This is a genomic window from Natronospira sp. (genome assembly GCF_007134575.1).
In the GTDB taxonomy this organism is placed as follows: domain Bacteria; phylum Pseudomonadota; class Gammaproteobacteria; order Natronospirales; family Natronospiraceae; genus Natronospira; species Natronospira elongata.
Map to the genome: position 1 here is coordinate 1 of NZ_SLKM01000314.1, position 25,902 is coordinate 25,902.

Annotated in this window: 23 protein-coding genes; 15 read left to right on the forward strand and 8 right to left on the reverse strand. The window is 60.1% G+C overall.

The features are described from left to right. A partial coding sequence (locus tag ACJWXQ_RS12730; RefSeq protein WP_406672941.1) for a two-component regulator propeller domain-containing protein occupies nt 1-903 on the reverse strand: 903 nt, incomplete at its 3' end. A gap of 327 nt (nt 904-1,230) precedes the next feature. Between ACJWXQ_RS12730 and ACJWXQ_RS12735 the strand changes: the two genes are divergently transcribed. Genes ACJWXQ_RS12735 through ACJWXQ_RS12745 form a run of 3 tightly spaced genes read left to right on the forward strand, consistent with a single transcriptional unit; the run spans nt 1,231 to nt 3,114 of the window. After that, nucleotides 1,231-1,776: a SigE family RNA polymerase sigma factor gene (locus ACJWXQ_RS12735; protein WP_346049636.1), complete on the forward strand. Its 546-nt coding sequence runs from the start codon at nt 1,231-1,233 to the stop codon at nt 1,774-1,776. Continuing rightward, the gene (locus ACJWXQ_RS12740; RefSeq protein ID WP_406672942.1) at nt 1,763-2,221 is read left to right on the forward strand and encodes a hypothetical protein; all 459 of its coding nucleotides are present in this window, start codon (nt 1,763-1,765) and stop codon (nt 2,219-2,221) included. Before ACJWXQ_RS12735 ends, ACJWXQ_RS12740 begins: the two co-directional genes overlap by 14 nt. Nucleotides 2,222-2,223: 2 nt before the next feature. Then, nucleotides 2,224-3,114: a DUF4097 family beta strand repeat-containing protein gene (locus tag ACJWXQ_RS12745; RefSeq protein WP_346049632.1), complete on the forward strand. Its 891-nt coding sequence runs from the start codon at nt 2,224-2,226 to the stop codon at nt 3,112-3,114. A gap of 144 nt (nt 3,115-3,258) precedes the next feature. Here the strand turns inward: ACJWXQ_RS12745 and ACJWXQ_RS12750 are convergent, their stop codons facing one another. Together ACJWXQ_RS12750 and ACJWXQ_RS12755 are read right to left on the reverse strand one after the other, a co-directional pair. Beyond that, on the reverse strand, nt 3,259-5,088 hold the full coding sequence (locus ACJWXQ_RS12750; RefSeq protein ID WP_406672943.1) for a DUF885 domain-containing protein: 1,830 nt from the start codon (nt 5,086-5,088) through the stop codon (nt 3,259-3,261). Between the two features lie 13 nt (nt 5,089-5,101). Continuing rightward, entirely contained in the window at nt 5,102-5,461 is a 360-nt protein-coding gene (locus ACJWXQ_RS12755; RefSeq protein WP_346049628.1) for a BON domain-containing protein, read from the reverse strand. Between the two features lie 173 nt (nt 5,462-5,634). Between ACJWXQ_RS12755 and ACJWXQ_RS12760 the strand changes: the two genes are divergently transcribed. Next, the gene (locus ACJWXQ_RS12760; RefSeq protein ID WP_406672944.1) at nt 5,635-6,477 is read left to right on the forward strand and encodes an AAA family ATPase; all 843 of its coding nucleotides are present in this window, start codon (nt 5,635-5,637) and stop codon (nt 6,475-6,477) included. 15 nt (nt 6,478-6,492) lie between these two features. Further along, complete coding sequence (locus ACJWXQ_RS12765; RefSeq protein ID WP_346049624.1) at nt 6,493-7,686, forward strand: VWA domain-containing protein; 1,194 nt, start codon at nt 6,493-6,495, stop codon at nt 7,684-7,686. 24 nt (nt 7,687-7,710) lie between these two features. Here ACJWXQ_RS12765 and ACJWXQ_RS12770 read toward each other — a convergent pair whose 3' ends face one another. Further along, nucleotides 7,711-8,196 carry a hypothetical protein gene (locus ACJWXQ_RS12770; RefSeq protein WP_406672945.1) on the reverse strand — a complete coding sequence of 162 codons (486 nt, stop codon included), beginning with the start codon at nt 8,194-8,196 and terminating at the stop codon, nt 7,711-7,713. 246 nt (nt 8,197-8,442) lie between these two features. Beyond that, nucleotides 8,443-10,923 (reverse strand): zinc-dependent metalloprotease, encoded by a 2,481-nt coding sequence (locus ACJWXQ_RS12775; RefSeq protein ID WP_346049620.1) that lies wholly within the window; start codon nt 10,921-10,923, stop codon nt 8,443-8,445. 350 nt (nt 10,924-11,273) lie between these two features. On the opposite strand from ACJWXQ_RS12775, the gene ACJWXQ_RS12780 reads away from it, so the two are divergent. From ACJWXQ_RS12780 to ACJWXQ_RS12805, 6 genes are all read left to right on the forward strand, one after another. After that, nucleotides 11,274-12,146 carry an alpha/beta hydrolase gene (locus ACJWXQ_RS12780; RefSeq protein ID WP_346049618.1) on the forward strand — a complete coding sequence of 291 codons (873 nt, stop codon included), beginning with the start codon at nt 11,274-11,276 and terminating at the stop codon, nt 12,144-12,146. Between the two features lie 10 nt (nt 12,147-12,156). Beyond that, a complete protein-coding gene (locus tag ACJWXQ_RS12785; RefSeq protein WP_346049616.1) occupies nt 12,157-12,381 on the forward strand; it encodes a hypothetical protein in 225 nt (74 codons plus the stop codon). A 117-nt stretch (nt 12,382-12,498) separates the two neighbouring features. Then, the gene (locus tag ACJWXQ_RS12790; RefSeq protein WP_406672946.1) at nt 12,499-13,326 is read left to right on the forward strand and encodes a hypothetical protein; all 828 of its coding nucleotides are present in this window, start codon (nt 12,499-12,501) and stop codon (nt 13,324-13,326) included. Between the two features lie 183 nt (nt 13,327-13,509). After that, the gene (locus ACJWXQ_RS12795) at nt 13,510-15,684 is read left to right on the forward strand and encodes a hypothetical protein (protein ID WP_406672947.1); all 2,175 of its coding nucleotides are present in this window, start codon (nt 13,510-13,512) and stop codon (nt 15,682-15,684) included. A gap of 239 nt (nt 15,685-15,923) precedes the next feature. Next, complete coding sequence (locus ACJWXQ_RS12800) at nt 15,924-16,658, forward strand: TonB family protein (RefSeq protein WP_346049608.1); 735 nt, start codon at nt 15,924-15,926, stop codon at nt 16,656-16,658. Between the two features lie 66 nt (nt 16,659-16,724). Continuing rightward, on the forward strand, nt 16,725-17,258 hold the full coding sequence (locus ACJWXQ_RS12805; RefSeq protein WP_346049606.1) for a hypothetical protein: 534 nt from the start codon (nt 16,725-16,727) through the stop codon (nt 17,256-17,258). Nucleotides 17,259-17,299: 41 nt separating this feature from the next. Here the strand turns inward: ACJWXQ_RS12805 and ACJWXQ_RS12810 are convergent, their stop codons facing one another. Then, the gene (locus ACJWXQ_RS12810; RefSeq protein WP_346049604.1) at nt 17,300-17,827 is read right to left on the reverse strand and encodes a BLUF domain-containing protein; all 528 of its coding nucleotides are present in this window, start codon (nt 17,825-17,827) and stop codon (nt 17,300-17,302) included. 139 nt (nt 17,828-17,966) lie between these two features. Between ACJWXQ_RS12810 and ACJWXQ_RS12815 the strand changes: the two genes are divergently transcribed. Beyond that, entirely contained in the window at nt 17,967-18,632 is a 666-nt protein-coding gene (locus ACJWXQ_RS12815; protein WP_346049602.1) for an SDR family NAD(P)-dependent oxidoreductase, read from the forward strand. Further along, complete coding sequence (locus ACJWXQ_RS12820) at nt 18,626-20,152, forward strand: cryptochrome/photolyase family protein (RefSeq protein ID WP_406672948.1); 1,527 nt, start codon at nt 18,626-18,628, stop codon at nt 20,150-20,152. Before ACJWXQ_RS12815 ends, ACJWXQ_RS12820 begins: the two co-directional genes overlap by 7 nt. Here ACJWXQ_RS12820 and ACJWXQ_RS12825 read toward each other — a convergent pair. Next, nucleotides 20,149-21,093 (reverse strand): DMT family transporter, encoded by a 945-nt coding sequence (locus tag ACJWXQ_RS12825; RefSeq protein WP_406672949.1) that lies wholly within the window; start codon nt 21,091-21,093, stop codon nt 20,149-20,151. The two genes, ACJWXQ_RS12820 and ACJWXQ_RS12825, sit on opposite strands and share 4 nt — an antisense overlap. A 60-nt stretch (nt 21,094-21,153) precedes the next feature. Here ACJWXQ_RS12825 and ACJWXQ_RS12830 point away from each other — a divergent pair, with 60 nt between their 5' ends. Next, nucleotides 21,154-23,571, forward strand: coding sequence for a zinc-dependent metalloprotease (locus tag ACJWXQ_RS12830; RefSeq protein WP_406672950.1), 2,418 nt, complete (start codon nt 21,154-21,156; stop codon nt 23,569-23,571). 61 nt (nt 23,572-23,632) lie between these two features. On the opposite strand, the gene ACJWXQ_RS12835 is transcribed toward ACJWXQ_RS12830, so the two are convergent. Beyond that, the gene (locus ACJWXQ_RS12835; protein WP_406672951.1) at nt 23,633-24,100 is read right to left on the reverse strand and encodes a universal stress protein; all 468 of its coding nucleotides are present in this window, start codon (nt 24,098-24,100) and stop codon (nt 23,633-23,635) included. Between the two features lie 431 nt (nt 24,101-24,531). On the opposite strand from ACJWXQ_RS12835, the gene ACJWXQ_RS12840 reads away from it, so the two are divergent. After that, a partial coding sequence (locus tag ACJWXQ_RS12840) for a SulP family inorganic anion transporter (RefSeq protein ID WP_406672952.1) occupies nt 24,532-25,902 on the forward strand: 1,371 nt, incomplete at its 3' end.

A 25,902-nucleotide genomic window follows, 5' to 3' on the forward strand; every position in this document is an offset into this window, starting at 1 on the left:
CGGCACGAGTTTACTCAAGCCATAATCATGGCCCATCCAGGCGAGTCCCTCCCGGTCCACGAAGACAGAGTGGACATTATTGTCGGCGAGGCCACTTTCAGTGGTGATCTGCCTGATGCCATTGGAGGCTAGCTGATAGACGCCATAACCACTGGCGACCCAGAGATCGTCATCCTGGCCCAGGGCCAGGGATACGATGTCCACAGCACCGGATTTCCCGGATGGCAGGGGGGATACAAAAATACTGCCCTGGTAGTAGACAAATAGTCCTGCAGTCGTGCCAAGCCAGACCTTTCCATCCCGGGCCAGCATGGTGGCGACCGTCAGCTCGGCTCCCCCTTCAGGAATGGAAAACCCGTCATCTTGTGGAGGCTTCTGCGCAATCCCCTCCACCGTCCCGGCCACCACCGTGCCATCCGACAGAGTGACCACGCTTTGAACGGAACTGACAGGAAGCCCGTCCTTGTCCGTATACTGCTGATACAGCTCCCCTTGCACGCGGAACAATCCCCGATTGGAGGCTACCCAAAGCCTCTCCGGATCCAAATGCAAGTCATAGACATATGCCTCGTCAAGACCCGGCACATCAAGACAGGAAAAGCGCGCTTCGCCCGCTGACTTTTTGCACACGCCGGCACCAGTGGCCACCCAGATAGTCCCATCGGGATCGCTGGCAATGGCCTCCACTGCATTGGCGCCCAGCCCGCTGGCAGTCGTGAAAGTCTCAAACTGAACCCCGTTGTAGCGACTGACGCCGCCATAGGTACCGAACCATAGATACCCCCGGTAGTCCTGGTGAATACTCAGGACCTGGGTCTGGGGCAGACCATCCTGGACATCGTAGTGGTGAAAATTGAGCAGGCCCGCCTGGGCCGAAAAACTCAGAAGAAGAAGAACTGACACGAGCCAAAATCGTCGCGACGCAATCGATAATCTCGACAACTGCCCCATTCACTCCCCCCAAAAATCCCGCCTGCGCTCTGCGGCCCCCGAGTTGCCCTGCCGTGCCCGGCAACGAGGCATACCCTGGGCGCCTTCTCCAAAGCATAGCAGCATAATCTCCTGATTCCGACGCCGCCTTGCGCGGCAGCGAAACACCTGGAATCAGCCTGATAGGCCGCTGATTCCTGCCATCCCGTCAGCGCGCGAAGCAGCTTCCATGCCGCCCGACCAGGAAAAAAATTCGGGCGATGATTCAAACCTTGCCAGAACTGGGCGCATCCTATGGGCATGGATAACAAAAATGACAGCCAAAGCGTTGACTCAAAGCAGGCGTGGGTGGTTTCCGCCAGCCGGGGGGATCGGGAAGCCTTCGACCAGCTGTACCGCCATTACGGCGGACGGCTCCTCGCCACTGCCTGGCGGCTGGCCGGCGGTGATCGGGGCCGGGCCGAAGACTGGGTCCAGGACTGTTTCCTTCAAGCCTGGCAAAAGTTGGGCCAGCTGCGGGATCCCCAGGCCTTTGGCGGCTGGTTGCGGCGGCTGCTGGTCAATATCTCCCTGGCGGACAAACGGCGGCCGCGGCTGCTCACCCAGGAGAATCCCCCAGAGCAAGCTGCCGGGGAGCCACCCTGGCCCTGTGCCGACCGGGACCTGGAGCGTGCCATTACCGGGCTGCCTGACAATGCCCGCCTGGTGCTCGTTCTATTCCACCTGGAAGGGATGAGCCACGAGGAGATCGCGTCAACAGCGGGCATTGCGGTCGGGACATCGAAGGCGCAGTTGCATCGGGCTCGAAAACTGTTGAAGGAGGTGCTTTCCCATGACACTCACTGATCGGGAACTGGACCACAGACTGAACGCTCTTCCACGAGAGGCCGCGCCACCAGAGGGTATTTGGCAGGCCATTGAGCGGGGCATCAGGAGACAGTCAAGGCACCGTGTACTCAGCGGGCTGGCCGTGGCGGCTTCCGTATTGACCCTGGGATTGCTGGTCTGGCTAGCACCGTCACCACAATCACCGGAGGTGGAAAAGCAGCAATGGGCCACTCTTGAGTCAGCCAGTCAGGCCCTGCTGCAACACTCCCCGGCGGCCATCGCCGAAGCATTTGGTGGTCACAGCAACCCACCGGGCTGGGAAACCCATCGCGCCGCGGTATTGGAACTGGAGCAGGCCGTCGCGGAAAACCCTGGAGACCCTTTGCTGCTGGATCTGCTGATCGACGCCCGGCTGCGGGAAATGCAACTCATGAATCGTGTGGAACCGGAATGGAGAATATAACCATGAGAACCCTGATGCTTTTCTGGATTGTGCTGACGCTCCTGTTATTTAGCACAGCCACATTAGCCGAGCCCGTGCAGGAATCACGGCCCATAGCTGCTGATGCGCGGGTAAATATCAATGCCATGGTCGGCCAGATCAATATACAGGCTGAAAACACCGACGAGTTTCGGCTCACAGGCAAACTGGGCGAGGAAGTGGAGGAATTGGAGATCCGGGGCGATCGTGATGCCTGGGTAATCAATCTTCGGCCCAAGGATGAGAGCAGCAACACGCAGGTCAATGGGACCACATTGAATTTGACTGTCCCTAAAGGTATATCCCTGCAAGGCCGCGTGGTGAGCGGAGGATTCGCCGTCCGCGGACTTGAGGGTGAGCGACTGTCATTGAAAGCTGTCAGCGGTGACCTGAACGTGGACGCCCGCCCGGCCCGCCTGGATCTGGCTACCGTCAGTGGGGATATCCACCTAAAAGGCAGCGGTCAGGAAGAAAACCGATTGCGTTCGGTCAGTGGCCGCGTTCTGGCCAGGGATCTTCAGGGCCGGGTTGAGGCTGAGAATGTGTCCGGCGTCATCGAGATTGAAGGCCGGGATATCCGGAGTGCCAGGCTGCAAACCGTATCGGCAGCACTCCACGCCAGTCTGAAGCCCGAGCAACGTGCCAGTATCGAGGCCCAGAGCCATAGTGGTGAAATTCGCCTGGCCCTCCCCAGCGGTCTGCCTCTTAACCTGACTGCCCGCAGTCACAGTGGGCAGATTGAGAGTGAACTGGGCGGGGAAGCTGTCCGGAGCAGGCAGGGCCCCGGCAACACCCTGGAATTCCAGGACGGTGCTGGCTCCCTGAGTGTCCGCCTCCAGAGCTTCAGCGGCCACATCCGTCTGGAAGAACATTGAAAGAAGGAACCGGGCTCTGCTAGATGCGGAGCCCGGGTTTTCTCGGCAATCAGCCACTTGACTAGCGCTTAAGCCTTGCCAGCAGTGAATAATCGGGCAGCGTCCAATACGGTCGTATTGCACAAGTCTGCCTCGCTTTCTCCTTCAGTCGCCCTGCGATGCCTCGATCCAGGCATCTACCTGTTTGCTCAACAACGACAGGGGCATGGCACCGTTGCCCAGGACTACATCATGAAAGTCGGAGAGTTCGAAATGCTCCCCCAGGGCTTGCTCGGCGCGGTCGCGAAGGGATTGGATATGCAGCATGCCCACCATGTAGCTGCAGGCCTGTCCCGGCATTACCACATAGCGCTCCACCTCGGCCACGACATCGCCACGGGGCATGCCGGTGGTTTCAAACATGTAATCAATGGCCTCCTCGCGGGTCCAGCGCTTGTAGTGCAGGCCGGTATCCACTACCAGACGAACCGCCCGGAATAGCTGCGCCTGGAGCATGCCGAGGCGCTCGTAGTTATCCTCATACAGGTCCATTTCATCCACCAGGCGCTCGGCATACAGGGCCCAGCCTTCGGTGTAGGCACTGAACAGCGGGAAACTTCTGAAAGTGGGCAGGCCTTCCATCTCCATCTGCAGGGCAATCTGGAAATGGTGGCCGGGAATGGCCTCATGCACGGCAAGGGTGTGCATGCCGAACTTGGGCACCTCGGCAACGTCACGCAAATTGGCATAGAACACGCCCGGCCGGCCACCACCCATGGGCGGCGGCCGATAGTAGGCGCCGGCTGCTGTCGCCTCCCGGAACTCGGGCACCCGTCGGACCTCAACCGAGGCTTTAGGGAGGCGGCCGAAATAGGGTGACATTTCCTTTTCCAGGGCATCGACCATGGCCTGGTAATCGGCAATGATCTGCTCCCGACCCGCGTCCGTGTCCGGATAGAGGAAGCGGTCTTCGGCTGCCAGGCGATCCATGCGCTCGCCCACCGTGCCATCTTCATAGCCCTGCTCCCGCAGTATGGCGTCCATTTCCGATAGGATGGAGTCCACCTGTTCCAGGCCCAGCTCATGGACCTCGGCCGGGCTCATATCGGTTGTGGTATTGCTGCGCAGCATATGGCGATAGAAGCGGTCGCCATCGGGCAATGTCCAGGCGCCCACCGCTTCACTCGTCTGCGGGCGAACTGCCTCGAACCAGGCAATCAAGTCCCGGTAGGCAGGATAGACATCCACCTGAAGGGCTTCACGGGCACCCTGAAGAATCGCCTGACGATCTTCTTCGGACAGTTCTTCCAGATCATCCAGGCTGTCAGCGAGGTGGGTATAGAGTTCGTTGCTTTCCACATCGGGCTCAATGAAGCCATTCATTTCGGTCAGCACACGATCCACAACAAAGCGTGGCGGGATAATGTCCCGCTCCAGCCGGTAATCCAGACCTACTATCACCTGGCCGAACTTTTCGGGGAAACGCGTCAGGCGAATGACGTAATCCTCCGCGCCGCGCTGATCATCGATGCGATGCGTTTCAATCATGAACTCCGGGAGATTGTTCTGAACACCAAACATCTGGTTCACCGGGAAGTTGTGAAACATGAACTCCCTTGCAGCCAGATTGGTGTCCATGAACCATTCCAGGATGTCGGCGGACAGGCGCTGCTGCTCTGTCATCCGATCCCGGCTGTAGGAGCGCAGGATCTCCATATCCCGAATGGCCCGGTCCACCTGGGCCTTCTGCCGCTCCACCGACACATCGGTCAGACGCCGGTTATGACCCCGTAGCGGCGTCCCCTCAAGAATGCCAAGCTGAGTCAGCATCTCCGGGTCTTGCAAGGCAAAGCGGATGAAAACCCGCTCATAGAAATGGTCAACACTGAAGGGCTTGCCCCAGACCAGCTTGTAGCCGAACACACCGCCAGCCGCGAGAACAAGGGCGATAAGCAACAACAGTACCTTGCCCACACTCCATTGAATCGTCTTCATTATCCCTGCCTCCCTAGCGACTGCCGGTCAGTTCGATCCGGCTGGTGACCTGCTCCACGCCTTCCACCTCAAGCGATACTCGCAGAGCGTGGCTGACCACGTCAGGATCACCGGTCCGGCCCAACAGCAGGACTTCCCCGTCCCGGCTGCGGGCCCGAATACCCGCCCGGCGGGTTTCGGCATCCCGGTTGAGGGCAGCCTGAACGGCCTGGCTCATGGCCCGGTCACTCCGGCTCTGCTCCTTGAAATCCGCCGGATAGGCCTCGTCCCAGCCGGTATTGCCCATCTCATTGCCAATCACCAGGGCACAACCGCCGAGACCCAGAGAAATTGCCAACAGCCCGCTCAGCAGGGCAGCACGCATTGCTTCCATCTTCCTTTCTCCTCGAACAATCAGGTGATTTACATAGATAATACAGTAGATCAGCTAATGCGCCCGGTCAAGCGTCATTTTCAGTGCCACCGGCCGGTGAATCCCTGGGTCTCCCGGGCCGGATTGGGTACACTGCGCCCTCCGCCGAATACCCTACTTCCTGGAGGCCCCCGATGACCGGATTCAAGGGATCCGCGCGCTATATCGCCGACGACAAGCTGCAACTGGCCGTCAACGCCGCCATGACCCTGGAGCGCCCCCTGCTGGTCAAGGGCGAGCCCGGCACGGGCAAGACCCTGCTGGCCGAGGAGATCGCCAGGGGTCTGGACATGCCCCTGATTCAGTGGCACATCAAATCCACCACTCGCGCCCAGCAAGGCCTCTACGAATACGATGCGGTCTCCCGCCTGCGGGACTCTCAGCTCGGCGATGACCGGGTCCACGACGTCAACAACTACATCCGCCCCGGCAAGCTCTGGGAGGCCTTCGCCAGCGAACGGCGGGCCGTTCTACTGATCGATGAAATCGACAAGGCCGACATCGAATTTCCCAATGACCTGCTGGTGGAACTGGACCGAATGGAGTTCCATGTCTACGAGACCGGCGAGACCATCCGCGCCCGGCATCGGCCCGTGGTGATCATCACCTCGAACAATGAGAAGGAACTGCCGGACGCCTTTCTGCGCCGCTGTTTCTTCCATTACATCGAGTTTCCGGACGCGGACACCCTCAAGGCCATCATTGACGTCCATTTCCCGGACATTGAATCAAAGCTGATAAGCGATGCCCTGCGCATGTTCTTTCAGGTCCGCGAGGTGCCAGGCCTGAAAAAGCCGCCCTCCACCTCCGAACTACTGGATTGGCTCAAACTGCTGGTCAGCGACCAGCTTGCGGCCAAGGCCCTGAAAGGCGGTGACATCCGCGAGGCCCTGCCACCCCTCTATGGTGCCCTGGTAAAGAACGAACAGGACGTGCAACTGCTGGAGCGCCTGGCCTTCATGAGCCGCCGCGCCTGAGTGCCACTGCCGCCCATGCTCATCCGTTTTTTCACAACCCTGCGCCAGCACGGGCTCCCCGTCACCCCCAAGGATCTTATTGCCTTGCATGAGGTGATGGAGGCCAACCTTGCCGCTTGTGACATGGATGCCTTCTATCACCTGAGCCGCATGACCCTGGTGAAGGACGAGACCCGCTTTGACCGTTTTGATCAGGCCTTTGCCCATTTCCAGGAAGGCCTGGAGGCCATGCCCGACCCGCTCGGCGGCGAATTCCCCGAGGACTGGCTGCGCCTGGAACTGGACCGGCATTTCTCCGAAGAGGAGAAGCGCCAGATCGAGGCCTTTGGCGGGCTGGAAGCCCTGATGAAGGCCCTGGAAGAACGGCTCAATGAACAAACCGGGCGGCACGAGGGCGGCAACCGCTGGATCGGTACCGGCGGGACCAGCCCCTTCGGCCATGGCGGTTACAACCCGGAAGGCATCCGCATCGGTGGACCGGGCCGCCATCGCCGGGCGGTCAAGGTCTGGGAGCAGCGTCGATATCGAAACCTGGACGACGAATCCGAAATCGGCAGCCGCAACATCCAGCTCGCCCTGCGCAAGTTGCGACGCTTCGCCCGCAGCGGGGCCCGGGAAGAGCTGGACCTGGATGCCACCATCCGGGACACGGCCCGCAATGCCGGCCTGCTGGACATCCGCACCCGACCGGAACGGCACAATGCCGTCAAGGTCCTGAGTTTTTTTGATGTAGGCGGTTCCATGGACGATCACGTCCAGCTTTCCGAAGCCCTATTCACCGCATGCCGTGCCGAGTTCAAGCACCTGGAGCACTACTATTTCCACAACTTCATCTACGAGCATCTCTGGCAGGCTAACGAGCTGCGCCACGACAATCTCACCCCACTGGATGAGATCCTCAACACCTACGGCCCCGACTACAAGGCGATCTTCGTCGGTGATGCCTCCATGTCGCCCTACGAAATTGCCGCCCCCTTCGGTGCCATCGACTTCATGAACCCGGAGCCGGGAGCGGCCTCCTTCGAGAAGATCAAACAGCGTTTTGAACGCCTGATCTGGCTCAACCCGGTACCCGAAGAAGACTGGGAACGGACTTACAGCATTGGCATGGTGCGGGAGCTGCTTGACGGGCGAATGTTCCCCCTGACCGTGGAAGGCCTGGAGCGGGCCATCACCTGCCTGCAAACCGGAAAAAAGCCAACAGATTGACGGCTTTCAATGAAGAACCCAGGATCAAAACTGGTAGTACAGGGAAACATGCATGAAGTTGAGCGTCTCCAGTCTCTGATGCGCCACATCAAAGCCTTCGATCACAGCCGAACTGCTGATTCTTGAATAGTAACCCCGCCCACCGATATCCATCTGCCAATGTCGGTTGAACTCGAGCAGCACACCAGCCTGAAAGCCAAAGATAAAGCCCTCCCCGCTCTCACCATCGAACATGGCCATGCGGTCCTCATCGAAGGGCACGTTCTCTGTCCACTTTTGCCGCCCATAGCCGGCGGACAGCCCAATATAGGGCCTTAGCACATCACCGTAGGCAAAGACATAATCACCAGCGAAGGTCGCCACAGTCAGATCGGCATCATCAAATGGCAATCGACCAAGCGTGCCGTAGAAGCGCAGATCCCGATCGATAGCACCGACCGATAGCACCGACCGATACCCATCCGCCCGTGCCCCTGAAATCGCGGGCAGAGAAAAGATTCCAGTCATCATCCTGGGTACCGGCACCGCCGTCCAGAATACCGCCCCCAACAAAAATATCGGTGGCACGGACACCATTGGCTGCAAACAGCAACAAGAAACACAAGCCCCCAGCAATCAAATTCCGGCTCACTTCCCTTCCCCCTCGATTTCGGACTTCAAATCATGGCAATCAGTATCATGGTCTATGCTACCGCTATTTTCCGGGTTGCAGGCCCCTCAAATCCAAGTGCAGAACCAGCCTTCCAGACCCTGTATCTAGCGCAAGGCCCGCTCAATGCGCCGCTGGGCATCCTGCAGATGAATTCGGGTCATCCGGTCTTTCACTCCATTATCCAGAAAGGAAGCGATCTCATCAGCCAGTAAAGCCAGTTGTTCACGGACTAAGGGCCGGATATCCGACTGGCTGATGTGCAGATCCGCATTCAAGGGCGGGTCGTCATTCCTGCCCACCCGGAGATTGCCGGAAGCAGGCGGCTGCCAGTGCTCGGACTCGGCCTGCTGCAACAGGTATTGGGCCTGTTCCAGGTAGGCTCGCTGCATGTTGCGCCGCCAGGTGTTGATGGCCTCACCTTCGCTCAACTCCCGCCAGATCATGGCCCGGGCATCATCCAACATATCGGTGGGCCGATAGGTTTCATCGCCCAGGAAGGCCTCGTGCTCGATCATCCGAGCCAGGCGGGCATGATTTAGCAGTCGCTGCACGGCCAGTTCCTGATAGGCCCGAATACGCTCCACCGCGCCGGCGTGCTCCAAGCGACGCAGGGTTTCCATGTCCAGTGCCCACTCCGGCGTGCTGAGGACATGCTCGTCGATGAAGGCCATGGCCTTGCGCTGGTAGTCGGGATCGATGGGGGTATAAACCGCGCCCTCCTCGCCAACTCGCTTGTGGTGGGTCCAGGAGCCGCCCACGGCCGCTGCGGCATGCTCGGCGTAGCGATTCCATTGGGTCAGATTCTGCAGGTAATGGGTTTCCAGCTCGTAGTAGTCATCGCCGGCCTTCAAAAGCCACTCACGCAGATTGCGGGTGGCCTCGCGCAAATTGCGCATGCCGTACTCAGCCGCTTTCACCGGATCATCGGAAATACCCTCGGTCATGCGGTAAGGGTCCCATTCCACGTCCATGCCAAACTGCGGATGGGCGGAACGGAACCAGGGCTTGTCCGCCCGCTCGACGATCCATTCATTGAGGGTTTCCAGTTCCTCTTCCGGCGTGGTGGCTTCCGGGATCGGCCGATAGCCCCACATGATGGCGAACTCATCCCACAGACCGATGCGGCGCTCCGGGGACACGTCGTCACCGGGCTGAGCGATGTAGTTATAACGAGTACGCCCGACTGATGAAGCCGAATGGCCCCACTCTTCCACGAAATCCGGGTCGCGCAGACTCTCCACCGGGTACACAAAATTGGCCCGCTGGTTATGGGGCAGCCCCATGGCATGGGCCATTTCATGGGAGACCACATAGCGCAGGGCCTCGCCGAGATCCTCTTCACTCAGTTCAGTGGTTCGGAAGCGGGGGTTGGCGGTGGCCACCTGAGACACCAGCCACCAACGCAAGCGCTCATCCAGACCGTGGTACATATTCATGTGACCGCGGATCACCTCACCGGAACGGGGGTCCACCACATCACCGCCGGCGTTGGCCGAGCGTACCGGGGTGGCCACGTAGCGAATCACGTTGTAGCGGGCGTCCAGCAGACTGAACTCCGGGTCTTCTTCCTCGGTGGGTGCCAGCTTCACATCCACCGCATTCTTGAAGCCGGCTTTTTCAAAGGCCGACTCCCACTCCATGATCCCGGCCTTGAAGTAAGGCACCCACTTCTCCGGCGTCGCCGGGTCGATATACCAGACGATGGGCTCCTTGGGCTCCACCAGCTCACCGCGCTTGAATGCCTCCATGTCCTTGGGCTCCAGACGGTAGCGGCGCAGGTATTCATAGGGCCGCACCCCCTGGAAATCCCGGGAATAATCGGTCTGCTGCTGGGTAATGTAGGTAACCCGCTCATCCGCCAGGCGGGGCATCATGGGTTCCTCCGGCAGCAGGATCATGGAGTGGTTGATCTCGAAGGAAACCGTACCGCCCCGACGATTGGAGGGCGGATTCTCCGCGTCATAACTGCGCACGGCCCGAATCTCGATGTTCCCGGGAAAAGCCCGGCTCCACTCCAGCCAGCTTCGCTCCGCATCAAACTGTCGGATACCCAGATCATCCCGGCGTTGGCGGGGAAAGGAGAAGGCCGGATGATCTCCCAGATACATTTCAGTGACATCAATCACCGCCCGTCCCTGTCGCTCCATCTCCACCGGGAAACTGGCAACGACCGGCGAGAAATTCGAATTGGCGACGGCCAGGGCCAGGGGGGAATCCGGATCAGCGGTATTGGCATGGCTCTGACTGCGAAGCACAACACGGTCACCGCGCCGCTCCCACTGCACCACCATATTCTCGGTCATGCGATCCCCGCCGCCACGGGCCGCCAGCCCTTCCTGGGCCTTGGCATAACGGCTCATCACCGCCATCTCGCGCCCGAGCATGTCCTGGGGAATCTCAAAAAGGATCCGCTCATCGATTTGATGCACCGTGAACAGGCCCTCGGCCGAGTCGGCATCACGCAGATCCCGCTCGGACAGACCATTGGATGAATCACCGGACGGTCCACAGGCTGTCAGGAACAGCCCAAGCAGCAAAAGAACAGGGAAACAGACAGGGGAGAAAGAGCCAGGCAGTTTATGCATAGGACACCACAAAGTCGGGATTCCAGACGGGCAATGGCAACCCATCCTCCCGGAACTCACGGATGACCGCAAGACGACAACGGGCCGGCAGGCAAGTTCCAATATCGCCCCGGCAACCAGGAGCCTCAGTGACGACCAGACATGAGGCCGGCTGGAGCCAAGGTGAAAGATGGCAAGCCGCGCTCAGCGCAAGCTAAGGACCTGACTTGACGCCCCTCGGGACCAAACCAAGAGTTACATCCCCGCCTCAAGCCGATTTTGAGTGGCAGCAAGGCCCCGGCAGGTCTAATATGTAAAAAGAAGGAGGGGATCGTTTCCGGGCTTTAGCAAACCCGGTGAAGGGAGTCAGTATGACCGGGCATCAGTACGGGAACCACCACACCCTGCGCCTTGCCGCTGATCGGCAACTTGGCTGGTCGGAATATGGCCTCGCCGACGGCAGAGGCATCGTCTACTGCCATGGAACGCCGGGATCACGCTGGGAATTTGCCCCGGCGGCCGATCTGGCCGCGATTTTCGGTTTGCGGGTGATCGTGCCGGACCGCCCCGGCTACGGTGCAAGCTCCCCTTCCCCGGGCCGTACCCTTGCCGATTTTGCCGACGACCTGGCCGCCCTGCTGGACCACTTGGCACTCGACCAGACTGGCCTTCTCGGCTTTTCCGGCGGCGGCCCCCATGCCCTGGCTGCCGCCCTGCGCCTACCGGAACGCATTAACCGACTGGGCCTGGTCAGCAGTCTTGCGCCATTCTCGGATGCCACCACGGTGGGCATGCCGGAATCACTGCAACAATTCTGGCAACTGGCCGGTAGCGATGCCGAGGCCTTTCTCGCCATGCTCAACGACGGTCTCGAATCCACCGACACCCCCTTGGACCTGCTTCTGGCCGGCGCACCGCCGGAAGACCAGGCCATTTTCGAAAAAACGGGTACCAGTGCCTACGCCGCAAGCCTCACCGAATGTCTGCGGCCCGGCCTGGAAGGCATGCTGGCGGACGCCCAGGCACTGACATCGGACTGGGGCATCACGCCCAAAGCACCGAATTGCCCGGTCCACCTCTGGCATGGCAGCCGAGACCTGAATGCGCCGATTGCCATGGGCCAATGGCTGTCAGCGCACCTTGGTGGTATCCCACTGAATCAATGGGCAGACAGCGCCCATTTCGCCTTGTTTGAGCGCTGGGACCAGGTCCTGGATACCTTTGACCAGAGTCCGTCGCAGTGAAGGGGCGGCCATGAGATCGACCCACGACATCGATAGATTTTCGAGCCAGGTGGAGTCTATCTACACCGCCGCCACCGACCCGGACCACTGGCAGGGTTTCATCGTTGACCTGGCCCAGACCCTGAATGCCAAGTCAGGCATCATCCGGGGCATCGATGAACGCAACACCGCCATTCGCAGCAACATTCACTACAACCTGGACCCGGCGCTGCAGCGAGCTCACAGCGAGTACTAAATCAAGCACGACATCTTCCTCGATGTACTCAAGACCGTCCCGGCCGGATTCATCGCCACATCCGAACAGCTATTCACACCCCGGGAACTCCGTAACAACGAATTTTTCGCTGATTACATGCGGCCCCAGGAGAATTATCACGTCTGTGGCGGTATTGCCGTGCGCACCGAGGACTGTGTTTTCAAGTTCGCAGTCCAGCGACACCTGGCCGCTGGACCGTTTGACCAGGAAGACAAAAACTATATGCGCCGCCTGGTCCCCCATATCCAGCGGGCCGTGAACATGGGCCAGCTCTTGAGGCTCACCCGGCAACAGGTCAATGCTGCCGAACATACCCTTAATGCCCTGTCCGTGGGTGTAGTGCTACTCGACGGGGAGCATCGCATTGTCCACAAGAACGACAAGGCCGAGGAGATTCTTCAACAACGTCATGGCCTGATGGCTGATACAGGCCATATCAGGGTGACCCACCCCAGAGACCGCAAGCGCTTCCGGGGCATGCTCGAGACTGTCAAAAACCGGATCGCCCTTTCCCAACCGCCTACCCCGGAGGCAATACTGCTCCAACATGAAGCGGGCCGACCCCACATTCTGGTGGTGGCCACGCCAGCCAGACCCGGCCCGATGGGCCTGGAGGGTCCATGGCCTGATGTGCAAACCGTCTGGCTCCTGAGCAACCTGGCGGACGCAGGCCTGGTCAATCGCGACATTCTCATGAGTCTTTACGGCCTTACAGCGGCCGAGGCCCGACTGGCCTGTGCCCTGGCCCAGGGTCACGAACTGTCCGAGCTCAGCGATCACTGGCAGCTGTCGCGGGAAACCCTGCGTAGCCACCTAAAGAGAGTACTCACCAAGACCGGCACCGGGCGCCAGTCCGAACTGATACGCCTGCTGACCGGCAAACCCTGGAATATCTCCGCCAGCCCCTCCGACTCCACAAGCTAGCACCGCATCCCTCTCAGCGGCCTGCCCCACCCAGCCGCCAACCTCGAAAATTTCTCGCCAGAGTTCACCTATATGGGTGATGCGCCGGGGCGCCCGCCAGCCTAGCTTATCCATACGTCCCTCTCATTTTCCGTCACGGAATAGGAAGTCGGGCAGTCTGAAAACACTCCAAGGAGGTTGACAATGTCCCCATTCAATCCACGCATAGGTCTGTATTCCCTTGTCCTGGTCCTTCCCCTCGCTGCCTGCAATAGTTCCAGTTCGAGCAGCGACGATGGTGGCGACTCTGGTGATCCGGATGGCGAAGCCGTCTTTGCCGTCGCCGGGGAAGTCATCGGACTGAGCGGAGACCAGCTCATCCTGAGACTCAATGATGCGGAGTCATTGACCATCGATTCGGATGGCCCATTTGAGTTCGCCACGCAGCTTGAGGACGGTGAGAGTTACAGTGTTGCCACGCAGGTCCTGCCGGAAGCGCCGGCCCAGAACTGTGACCTGGAAAACACCGAAGGAACGATCGCCGGTGCCGACGTCAGCGACATCGCCGTTTCCTGTCATGGGGCCATCCAGATGATTGGCCGGGTCGCCGGCCCGATCATTGCCGATGCCGATATCGAGGCGCAGGTGGGCGAAACACTCTATGAGGCCAGAAGCGACGAACAGGGCATGTACAGCCTGCGCCTCAGCATTCGTGAACCGGATGAAATGGTGAGCCTTAAAGCCACTGACCCAACGGATGGTTTCATCCTCTTCCAGTCCTACCTTGGTGACATGAATCGACTGCAGGCCCTTGCCACCAACGACGGGCTTCTGACCCGGGAACAGAACGTGGGGGTCAATATCACCAATGTGAGTACCGCCAACGCCGCCCTGATGCGCTGGCAGAACGATGGTCAGGCACCGGAAACCGAGGCTGAACGGACAGCGCTGCGGGACCGCCTGTCGGCCAACCTGCTACTGCGCTCGTCGGCGTTGATCCTGCTTGCCGTGGAAGACCCGGATCGAACCATTGTCCCGGCAGCAGGTGCTTCCCTGGCGCAGGCGGGATTGGCCCTGGTGGGCAGTGATGACACCAGCAGCCTGATTGAGGAAGAGGAAAGCCGAAAGAGCTATGAGGAGCAGGTTCTGGAGAACGATCCGGACAGTATCGACAATGCCATTGGTGAGATCCTCTCCGACGAGGACCTGGTACAGGGAATCGACGAAGATGAGATACCCAATGACTGGTTCGGTATCACCGGCCCGGAGCCCAATATCATCACCGGCACTCAGTTCCGCTTCGAAGAGGATGGGACTGGCCTCTACTCCAATCACGTGGATTCGGTCACTTTCCAGTGGGAAGTCGTCGACGGCATGCTGGAAGTGAATCTTGACGGAGAACTCACCACGGCAGCCTTTTGCTGGGTCGAAGACGATGAAGGCAATTCCTATCAAACCGCCTGCGTCACGAGTCTCAGTGAATTCGAGGCCTCACTGGTGGCCGAAGAAGACGGCATGGACATCGTCTCCGTCAGCCAGGCCGGCACCCGGGAATTCCCGGACGATCCCGACCGGGAAAGCATTGAGGTGGATTTCCGGACAGACCTTTACGGCCACCACCTGGACCAGCTCATGGCCTTCGAGGAAGCCGACATCGCTGATCAGACCTGGGGCATTCCGGGCGATTTCCCCGCGCTTGTCGGTGGCGAGGCGTGGTATGGCGACGAGCTGATGACCTTCACCAGCGGCGGGGTCGGCGAAGCCAGCGAATCCGGGGCCTTTAACTGGTCCTTGAGCGACAGCGGCTGGCTGCAGATCGAGTTTGGCAGCGGCACAGTCCATGAAATTGCGTTGAAGGCGGAACAGCACCTCCCCGTCTGGCGCTCCAGGGTCCTGTCCACAAACAGCAATGGTGAGGCCCGCTCCATTCGCTCCATGATCGCTCCACAAAGCGCCAATGGCGGGCTGGATGAGACCTTTGCCAGTGAATTGTTTGTCCAGTGGGATTACCAAACGGCGGGTGACTATGCCTTCGCCGTCGATCTCAGAGAAGATGGCTGGGGCAGCATCCGTTACATCGAGAAAGCAACCGACGAAGTACTGGGCATTGATTACGAAGTCGATTACCGCTTCGATAACGGGCGTCTCGTATTGGAAGCCTGGGCGCAACCGCGGGATGACGGTCCGGTCTGGTGGGGCCGGGAATCCATTTGTGACGATTCCCAGGAGGTCGATTGCTACCTGACCATGGTCCGAAGCTGGACCTTGCTGCATGACGACGGTGACTGGGTCTCCCTGCTGGAACGGATCGACAACTTGAACGAAGAAGGTGACCCCATCTCCATTTCACCCCGGGTCATCCAATACCGTCGTTTCTGATTCACCTCAGTACTGATGACTGGGCCGCGGCGAGACTGCCGCGGCCCTTTTCATTCCCTAAGGCAGCAATCAGGTCTTTTTCCAAACCTGCACTCTGGGCGCGGAGCTCTCGGCCTCCCGTTGACAAAATCCCAAAAGGCCCAGTAAATTCCAATCTCGATTCTCGTCAGAGTCCGCCAGGGCCATGATGCCCCATGGTGGCAGATTGAATAATAGATCCTTAGGGAGGGGGTCCCCGTATGAGCCAGCAATCTGTATTCCGTCCTGCATTCGCCGTTGGCCTTATCGCTCTCATGAGCGCCTGCGCCAGCTCGCCGGAAACCTTTATTCCGGAGGAAAAAAAGGCGCTGCCAAAGGTTGAAGATCCGAACTCTTATTTCGCTGAAATAACAAGGGTTGCGCCCGAATGGCCTAGGAGCGCCCTCACAAAGGGTATCTCCGGCTCAGTGACAATGGGACTGGTGATCGACGCCGATGGTCAGGTCACCCACATCGAGGTCATGGAATCCACGCCGGAGGGAATTTTCGATCGTGCTGCGATCCGGGCCGTCCAGCAATGGCGCTACCAGCCGGATGACGCTACGAATGCGCAATCGGTCCGAGTGGCTCAAACCATCGATTTTGTCCACTTCGGTGATGGTAAGAATCGCCCCGACCCACTATCGGAAGATGACAAAGCGCTGGAACAGCTTGAAATGAGCGATCCTGTGTTTGCAGCAGTTGATTCAGCTCCCGTGCGAATGAGCAAAGAAGCACGTGAACTCCTGCCCACCGGGTCAATCAAGGTACTGATGCGGGTCGAAGAGAACGGAGAAGTCTCACGTGCGAAAGTTGCTGAGGCGCAACCCAGTGGCGTTTTCAATGCCGCCGTGCTGGACTCCGTAAGCCAGTGGCAATTTCATTGGGAAGACGACACTGAGGCTAAACCTGTGCTGGTGGAAACGGAGTTCGAGTTTACATCCGAATCGGATTAAGTCGATGTCTGGCTGCACCTAAAAGCAGAGATACTCAAAGACACCGACATCTCAGAGTACAAAACCATGCTGTCCACTCTCCTCCTGCTGCTGAGCGCGCTTTCCGCGCCCTCATGTGACTACGATCATGATGCCATGATGGCCCTTGACCAGAATGCCTTCGATCAGGACATGGAGGGTGGATGGCGCACTCTGCATCGGGCCGGTTGCACGGAAGAAGCGGCTGATCTCATCCGGGACTACCGGCGTCACCATGATAACGACGCCCCTATCCTGCTGTTCCACGAAGGCCAGATGCGGGCCCAGGCCGGCCAGACCGAAAAAGCCATCCCGCTGATTGAGCAGACCTACCGTAACGACGAGGATCGAGGTGGCTGGAACTTTTATGTGGACGGCACAATCGCCTTTCTGGAGGGCGACCGAAAGGCCCTCAAGGCCGCAAGGGAGAGACTGGCGGACGTTCCCGAGCCCGAAGAATTCGCTCCAGTCGATACCCTCGGCAACCCGGTGGACATGCCCTGGCCACCCAACCTGCCCATGCTCGATCGCTTGATCGACTGTTTTGACAGCGACTACGCCGAGGCCTACCACGGCTGCTGACTGTCGTCTGGGTCATGGCTGATCACCTCCTCCCGGACAGCTCAGCCACGACCCAGCAGGCGTCGAAAGAAACCACCACCGGATTGTCTGGGCCGGTTAGCCACCGGCGAATCCGGTATCTCTGCTCGGCTGGGGTCTTCGGCGGCGACACAGGCCTGCAGTAGCCCGTGAATCATTTGCTTGTTGAACTCATAGGGCCGAAATGCCGACAGCCCATACTGATCCAGCAAGCGCTGGACCTGGCTTTCAATCGCAACGTACTTCATGGACCAGTCGAGGAACTTCCGCTCATCCACCTGCTCCATCTGCAATAGCCGCACATCCTCGTGGCGAGGGTCCTCCCCGATCCGCTGATAGACCTTATTCACCAGGCCCCGCTCACCCTCCAGGCACTGGAAGAAATAGCCATCGCCAAAATGCAGAACCCCGCCAATGCGGTCGCGGGCATTATTGCGCCGGGACTGCATCAGGATTCTGGCCACGTTGGGCTCAATGCCGTTGGCATTCTTCTGGGGCTCAAATGTGGCCCGGCTGGCATAGACCAGCCTGACAGTCGCTTGCTCGCTCATGGGGCAACTCCAGTTCGGGAACCGCTGATGGACAATTTGCACAACATTAGCATACAATACCTGTACAAACCATATATTCCACAGCCGGATGCCGGTCGGGAAAGCGGACCCAAAACATCTGGCAACAGGAGTCGGTCTTATGAAGAACGCCCTGGTGATTGGTGCCTCCGGCGGCATTGGCAGTGCCCTGACCAAGGCCCTGGCAGCCGAAGGCCATGCCGTGACTGGCCTCTCCCGGTCCGAGCATGGGCTGGACATTACCGATGAGGATTCCATCCAGGCGCACTTCAGGAACCTCAGCGGGCCCTTCCACCGCATCCTGATCACCACCGGCGCCCTGCAGGTCGACGACCACCGGCCCGAGAAGACCCTCAGACAACTGAATCGGGAAGCGCTCACGGCACTGTTTCTGGTCAATGCCGTGGGCCCGGCCCTGGCGATCAAACACGCGCTTCCCCTGTTGGCCAAAGACGAGCCGGCGGTGCTGGCCGCCCTCTCCGCCCGGGTGGGTTCCATTGGCGATAACCGCGCCGGGGGATGGTACAGCTATCGTGCCGCCAAGGCTGCCCTGAACATGATCATCCACGGCGCCGCGATCGAACTCGGCCGCAGCCGAAAGCAGGCCATTTGCGTAGCCCTGCACCCCGGCACGGTTGCCAGCAGGCTGACCAAGCCCTATCTCGGCCGTCACCCATCGGTCACACCGGAGACAGCAGCCAAGAACCTGCTGGCTGTCATCACCGGCCTGAGTCGAAATGACTCCGGGGGGTTCTTTGACTGGGCCGGGGAGACAATTCCGTGGTGAGGCTGGTTCTGATTCTGGGGGACCAACTGAGTGAAAGAATGGCAGCACTCAAGGCGGCCGACCAACGTCATGATGTGGTTGTCATGGCCGAGGTGGATAGCGAAACCGGCTATGTCGCCCACCACCCCAAGAAGATCGCCTTCACCCTGACGGCAATGCGCAAATTCGCCAGCCATCTGGAGCAGCAGGGTTGGACCGTGGCCTACACCCGCCTGGATGACCCCGACAATACCGGCTCCATCCCCGATGAACTCGGGCGCCGGGCCCGGGAATTCGAAACCCGGCAGGTCCTGGCCACCGAGCCCGGAGAGTGGCGCCTGCTCCAGGCCCTGGAGGCCAGCCCTCTGGATCTGAAACTGCTTGAGGACGATCGCTTCCTCTGCAGCCGCCAGGCCTTCGCTGACTGGGCGCGCGGTCGCAAGACCCTGCGCATGGAGCATTTCTATCGCACAATGCGACGCCACACCGGCCTGCTCATGGAGGGCAATAAACCCGTCGGCGCCAAATGGAATTTCGATCACGACAATCGAAAAGCAGCCAGCGAAGATCTGTTTCGCCGGCAGCCTCCCGCGCCCGGCTCGGACAACACCCTGGATGCAGTACTGGCATTGGTCGAGGAGCGATTCGCCGACAACTTCGGCACCCTGCGCCCCTTCAATTTCCATACCGACCGTAAAGGGGCACTCAAGGTCCTGGATCACTTCATCCGGCACGCCTTGCCGGACTTCGGCCGCTACCAGGATGCCATGCTCACTGGCGAGCCCTACCTCTACCACTCAGTATTAAGCCCTTATCTCAATGCGGGTCTGCTGGACCCGTTGGAAGTCTGCCAGGCCGCCGAGGCCGCCTATCATCAGGGCCAGGCACCCATCAATTCGGTGGAAGGCTTCATCCGTCAGATCATCGGCTGGAGGGAATTTGTCCGCGGCATTTACTTCCTTGAAGGCCCGGATTACAGCAAGCGCAATGCCCTGAAACACGATAAGGACCTGCCCCCCATGTACTGGGGTGCCAAGACCCATATGCATTGCATGGCCGAGGCCATCGGCCAAACCGAATCACTGGCCTATGCCCATCACATCCAGCGGCTGATGATTACCGGCAATTTCGCCCTCCTCGCCGGCATCGACCCGGCACAGGTCCAGGAATGGTATCTGGCCGTCTATGCCGATGCCTATGAATGGGTCGAAGCCCCGAATACCGCCGGTATGTCCCAATTTGCCGACGGCGGCCTTTTCGCCTCCAAGCCCTATGTCAGCTCCGGGGCCTATATCAACCGAATGTCCAACTACTGCCAGAGCTGCCCTTACCAAGTCACCCACAAAACCGGCGACAAGGCCTGCCCCTTCAACGTGATTTACTGGCATTTTCTCAACCGACACCGGAAGCGCTTCGAAGCCAACCCCCGCATGGCCACCATGTACCGCAACTGGGACAAGATGGATGCGGAGAAGCGCAAGACCATCATCGAGGAGGCCAGCGGTTTTCTGGACCGACTGCATCAGGGAGAAACCGTCTAGCGCGCTGGAGGAAGGGGCTTGCCTCGAGAATTGGAGTACACGCTCAAAGCGGTCACCGTGACCAGGATCAGGACCATACCCAAGACCTGAACCAGACCCAGGCTCTGATCCAGAATCACCACGCCAAACAGCGAGGCGGTGACCGGCTCCACCATGGCCACAATGGAGGCGACGGCGGGAGCAGTGTGATTCAGGCCGATAATGTAAAAAATGAACGACAGGCCCGCACCAATAACCCCCAGGATCAGAAATAGCGGCCAGCTCGAGGTGCTGAGCACATCGACGGTCTGCTCTGGATCACCGAGGAGAAAGAGAATGATTGCCATGACGGCAAAGGCAATCACCAGAATCGCTTGAGGGCTGCCATGGGGTGCGGCGCATTTGAACCCAAAGATGAAAACCGCGTAGGACAGGCCGGAAAGCAGACCGGCGCCAGCGGCAATCGCCGTCACCTCCCCGGCACCCACGCCGTAGATACCGGTAAGCAGTACCACACCGAACAACACCATGACGATGGCAACCCACTTGAACAGCGTGGGCTGCTCCAGCTTCAGGGTGAAGGAAACGAGATAGACAATGACCGGCGCGCAATACATCAGGGTTGCCGCCACCGCCACGCTTCCCTCGGCGATGCTCATAAAATAAAAGGAGAAATTCCCCGCCACCCCCAGGCCGGCCAGCAGGGACCACAGCCAGAGTTTCTTGTTACCCAGGCCACTCCCTTGCGGCCGCAGGGCCAGCCAGGACAGAACGAAGACAAAACCGATCGCCCCCCGATAAAAGGAAACCACCACCGGGTCCCAGCCATCGCCGGTGAGAATCCCGCCTATGCCGCCAGACAAGCCCCAACACAGGGCAGCGAGGGCAACAAATAAGGTACTCAAACCAGCCACTCTTCCTGGCGACGACGGATTCAATGGAGACTCTGAATGATTAGGCATGCGGATAACTTACCAGATGCGCTATGCTCAGGGCTTTTGGCAGACAGTTGGAGATCCCCCATGAAAGCCTCGCGTTACTTGATATCCGTGACCTGCCTGGCCGTGATGATCTTGTCAGGGCCCGTCATGGCGGAGGAAACCATGCTGCCGGTGCATTACGAAGCAGACACCGGCCGGGTGCTGCTGGAAGTGCGAGACCTGGATGAGCCGCTGATCTACACCAACAACCTGGCAGCGGGCCTGGGCACCTCCGGCCCACTGTTGGATCGGGGCCAGATGGGCCACGAGACGTTGGTGCGCTTCAAGCGGCGCGGAAACCGCGTGCTGCTGGTGGATGACAACACCGATCACCGGGCGCTGGGCGACAATGAACAGTTGCAGCGCTCTGTTGAGCAGTCCTTCCCCCGCTCGGTCCTGGCCGCCTTCGAAATCCAGGAAGCGCGCAACGGGACCTTGATGGTCGATGCCACCGATTTCTTCCTCTCCGACGTCTTCGACATTGCCCAGCGGATGCGGAGCGCCAATCTTGGCCGCCCAAGCCTGGACACAGAGCGCAGCTATATCGAGCCGGATTACACCGCAGCCTTCCCGAAGAACAGCGAGATCCGCGCCGTGCTCACTTTTGCCGTCGACGAGCCATCCTCGGCACTGCGTGACCACGCCCCCGACCCGCGCTCGGTAACCTTCGAGCAGCAGCACAGCTTCCTGCGGCTGCCTGACAATGACTACCAGCCCCGGGAATTCCACCCGCGAGCAGGTATCTTCCCTCATGTCTTTTTCGACTTCGCCCAGGGCCATGACAGCGACTACCGCCAGCGCTGGCTATGGCGCTGGCGCCTGGTACCTTCCGACAAGGAGGCCTATCTGGATGGTGAGCTGGTTGAACCCGAAGAGCCCATCGTCTTCTACATGGACCCGGCCATTCCCGAGCCCTATCGCAGCACCTTCATCGAGGGCAGCCTCTGGTTTAATGACATGTTCGAAGCGGCCGGCTTCAAGAATGCCCTGCGGATAAAGGACCTGCCCGAGGACGCCGATCCCATGGACATTCGCTACAACATGATCCACTGGGTACATCGGCGCGAGCGGGGCCCCTCCGTTGGCCCCTCCCATAAAGATCCACGCACCGGCGAGATCATCCACGCCATTGTGCGGATGGATTCCTTCCGCTCACTGGTCAATCACGACATCTGGATGGGCTTTCGCCCCGCCGCCGGCCCGGACGGCCTGGCGCTGTCCAGCGAGGAAATGGCCATGCAGCGCCGCCTGCAGCACACCGCCCACGAACTGGGCCATGCCCTGGGCCTGGCCCACAACTTCATCGCCGCCACCCACGACCGGGCTTCGGTAATGGACTATCCCGTACCCCTGGTGCGCCTGGACGAGAACGGCTATCTGGACATCGCCGATGCCTATGCCCCCGGGCCTGGCCCCCATGACAAGCTGGCCATCCGCTACGCCTACACCTGGTTCCCGGACAAAGAAGCCGAACGGGAGGGCCTGGCCGAGATCATGAGCGAGGCCCAGGAAGACGGGCTGCGCTTTATCACCGGCGGTGCCGCCCAACCGGACGGCAGCTTCCCCGACGCCAGCGTCTGGGTGGAAGGCGAGGACATGCTCAGCGCCCTGGACCGCACCCTGGGCGTACGCCAGGCCCTGATCAATGCCTTCGACGACCGAGCGCTGGACGACGGCGAACCCTATTCCTTCCTGGACAAGCGCTTCGCCCATGTCTATCTCCACCACCGCACTGCCCTTCAAGGTGCCATCAAGTACCTGGGCGGGATGGAGTTCGTCTATGCGCTCAAGGGTGAACAGGTGGAGCCCACCCGGCGCATTCCACCGGAAGAACAGACAGAAGCCCTGAGCCGCATACTCGAAACGCTGGAACCCAGCCACCTGCGGGTACCGGACAGCGTCGCCGATCAGATCGCCGCCACCCCCTTCGGCTGGGATTGGAACGGCGAAGACCGCCTGTTCCACGCCAACACCGGCCCGGCCTTCGACCCCCTCTACGCGGCCCATAGCCTGGCCCAACAGACTGTGGACGGCTTGCTGCACCCAGAGCGCTTCAACCGGGTTGTTTCCTTCCATGCGAGGGACAATGATTTTCCAGAGCCAGCCAAGGTACTCGACCAACTGGTAGACACCGCTTTCGAACACAATCCGGGCACTGCTGACAATGATCCCCAGGACCCTTACCTGGTCCGCATCGTTCAACGCGCCGTGGTGGATGGACTGCTCGATCTGGCCGGCCACGAGCAGGCCCACAGCGAGGCCCGCGCCCTGATCGAAGCACGCCTGAAGAAACTCGAAGAGGAACTCAAGGAAGGCTGGCTAACCATCGGCCGCGACCGCGCCCCGGCAACAAACGCCCATCGGGCCACCCTGCGCCGCGACATTCAGCGCTACTTCGACGGCCAGGATGACCCCGCCAAACGCCCAAGGCCCGAGCCGATCCACCTGCCCTGGCCGTAAACGAGCTCACCGCGCCGGCGGGCATCAACCCGTCGGCGCGGCTGACCAATCCCAAAGTGGTTCAATCCATCGGGGGCAGGAACTCGGCCTGCTCGGGGTCCAGGTCCACATCATGGACGGCCAGGACGGGTTGCTTGGCGTGGCGGACCAGCCATTCGGTGGCAGAGCCATGGAGGAACTGCTGCAGGCCACTGCGGCTGCGGGTGCCCATGGCGATCAGGCTGGCATCCCACTGGTCGGCATGCTGGCTGATCTTCTCGGCTGCGCTGCCCACTTCAATGGCCACTTCCTCGCCCTCCCGGTGCCAGGCCTTGAGCTTTTCCATGGCTGCCTGCTCGGCCTTGCTCCGCTCCTCGCGGGCATGCAGCGGATTGATGGCGGGATTGGCCGTGGCCTCGGCGATGTCACTGGGATCCAGGATGGTCAGGAGACGAATCACGGCATTCTCTGGGCAGAAGGAGCGGGTCACCGCCAGTGCCCGGGCCGAGGCACTGGTGAAATTCACGGGAACGAGAATGCGCTTGAGCATGGCAATTAGCCTTTGAAGATTTGTTTTAGCCGGAGGCACATCGAGCGGATGCGCCGCTGAATGCCCTGCAGGGTACCCCATCGACCCTCCGACAGCACAGCCATTCCCGAAAACCCACCGGAACACGGCCCTAAATCAACTGAATTCACTCTGACGGGCTATTCTCCTTGAGACCCCCGACCAATCGCCGTATCATTCCCGCCTTTCGCGACTTTGGCATTTTGGTCGCCGCGAGACAGATATCCCCGGTTCGATATCCCCCAGGAGTCGCGTACTCCGGCCACGCGGCTTATCAGCATTTTCCTGCCAGTAGTTGAATTCGCAAGCGCCCAGCGCCCTTTTCGCCACGATGCATCCTGGCGGCGGGCAGCGCATGGCGGCTTCCACGCATGCCCGTCATGCGAGCGCCCGTGAACCCTCAAGGGACATCAATGCTTTCCGAGACAATCAAGCGTAACTGGTCCGCCTTCCGCAACACCTGGCTCTTCAATGTCCGTGGAGATTTGATCTCGGGCATCGTCGTGGCCCTGGCACTGATTCCCGAAGCCATTGCCTTTTCCATCATCGCGGGCGTGGACCCCAAGGTCGGCCTCTACGCTTCTTTCTGTATCGCCGTGGTGCTGGCCTTTACCGGCGGCCGCCCGGGCATGATCTCGGCCGCGACAGGTGCCATGGCCCTGCTGATGATCACCCTGGTGGCCGATCACGGCGTGGAATACCTTTTTGCCGCCACCATTCTCACCGGCATCTTCCAGCTCGTGGCCGGCTGGCTGAAGCTGGCCCGCTACATGATGTTCATTCCACGCACCGTGATGATGGGCTTCGTCAACGCCCTGGCCATTCTCATCTTCATGGCCCAGCTCGAGCATTTCATCGGCCACGGCATTCCCACCTATCTCATGGTGGCCGCCGGCCTGGCGATTCTCTACGGCTTTCCCTACATCACCAAGAAGATCCCGCCCGCCCTGGTGGCCATCGTCTCCCTGACCGCCGTGGCCTGGTTTGTTGATGTGCCCTTCAATACCGTGGGTGGCATGGGTGAGCTGCCCGATGGCGCACCCTTCTTCCACCTCCCCAATGTGCCCTTTACATTGGAAACCCTGATGATCATCCTGCCCACGGCCCTGACACTCACCATCGTTGGCCTGCTGGAATCCCTGCTCACCGCCTCCATCGTGGATGACCTGACCGACACCCCCAGCAAAAAGAACAAGGAAAGCCGGGGCCAGGGCATCGGTAACATCGTCAGCGGCTTCTTCGGCGGCATGGCCGGCTGCGCCATGATCGGCCAGTCCATCATCAATGTGAAATCCGGCGGCCGCGGACGCCTCTCCTCCCTCGCCGCGGGGGTGTACCTGCTCTTCTTCATTCTGGTTCTGGGCGATCTCGTCTCCATGATTCCCATGCCCGCCCTGGTGGCAGTCATGATCATGGTGGCCATCGGCACCTTCGACTGGAGCTCCTTCGGCATGCTGAGAAAGATGCCCCGCACCGATGCCCTGGTGCTCATTGTCACGGTCGCCACTGTGGTCATCACCCATGACCTGGCCAAAGGTGTCTTTGCCGGCGTGCTCATGAGCGCGATATTCTTCGTTCGCAAACTGGCCCGTCAGATCCAGGTCGAGGCCATCGACAGCGAAGACGCTCAGCACCGCACCTACAAGGTCCGCGGCGTGCTTTTCTTCGTGGCGGTAAACAACTTCATGAAGGGCTTCGACCCCGACAACCCCATCCCCAATGTCACCATCGACCTGAGTACGGCCACCCTCTGGGACAGCTCAGCCGTGGGCGCGGTGGACAAG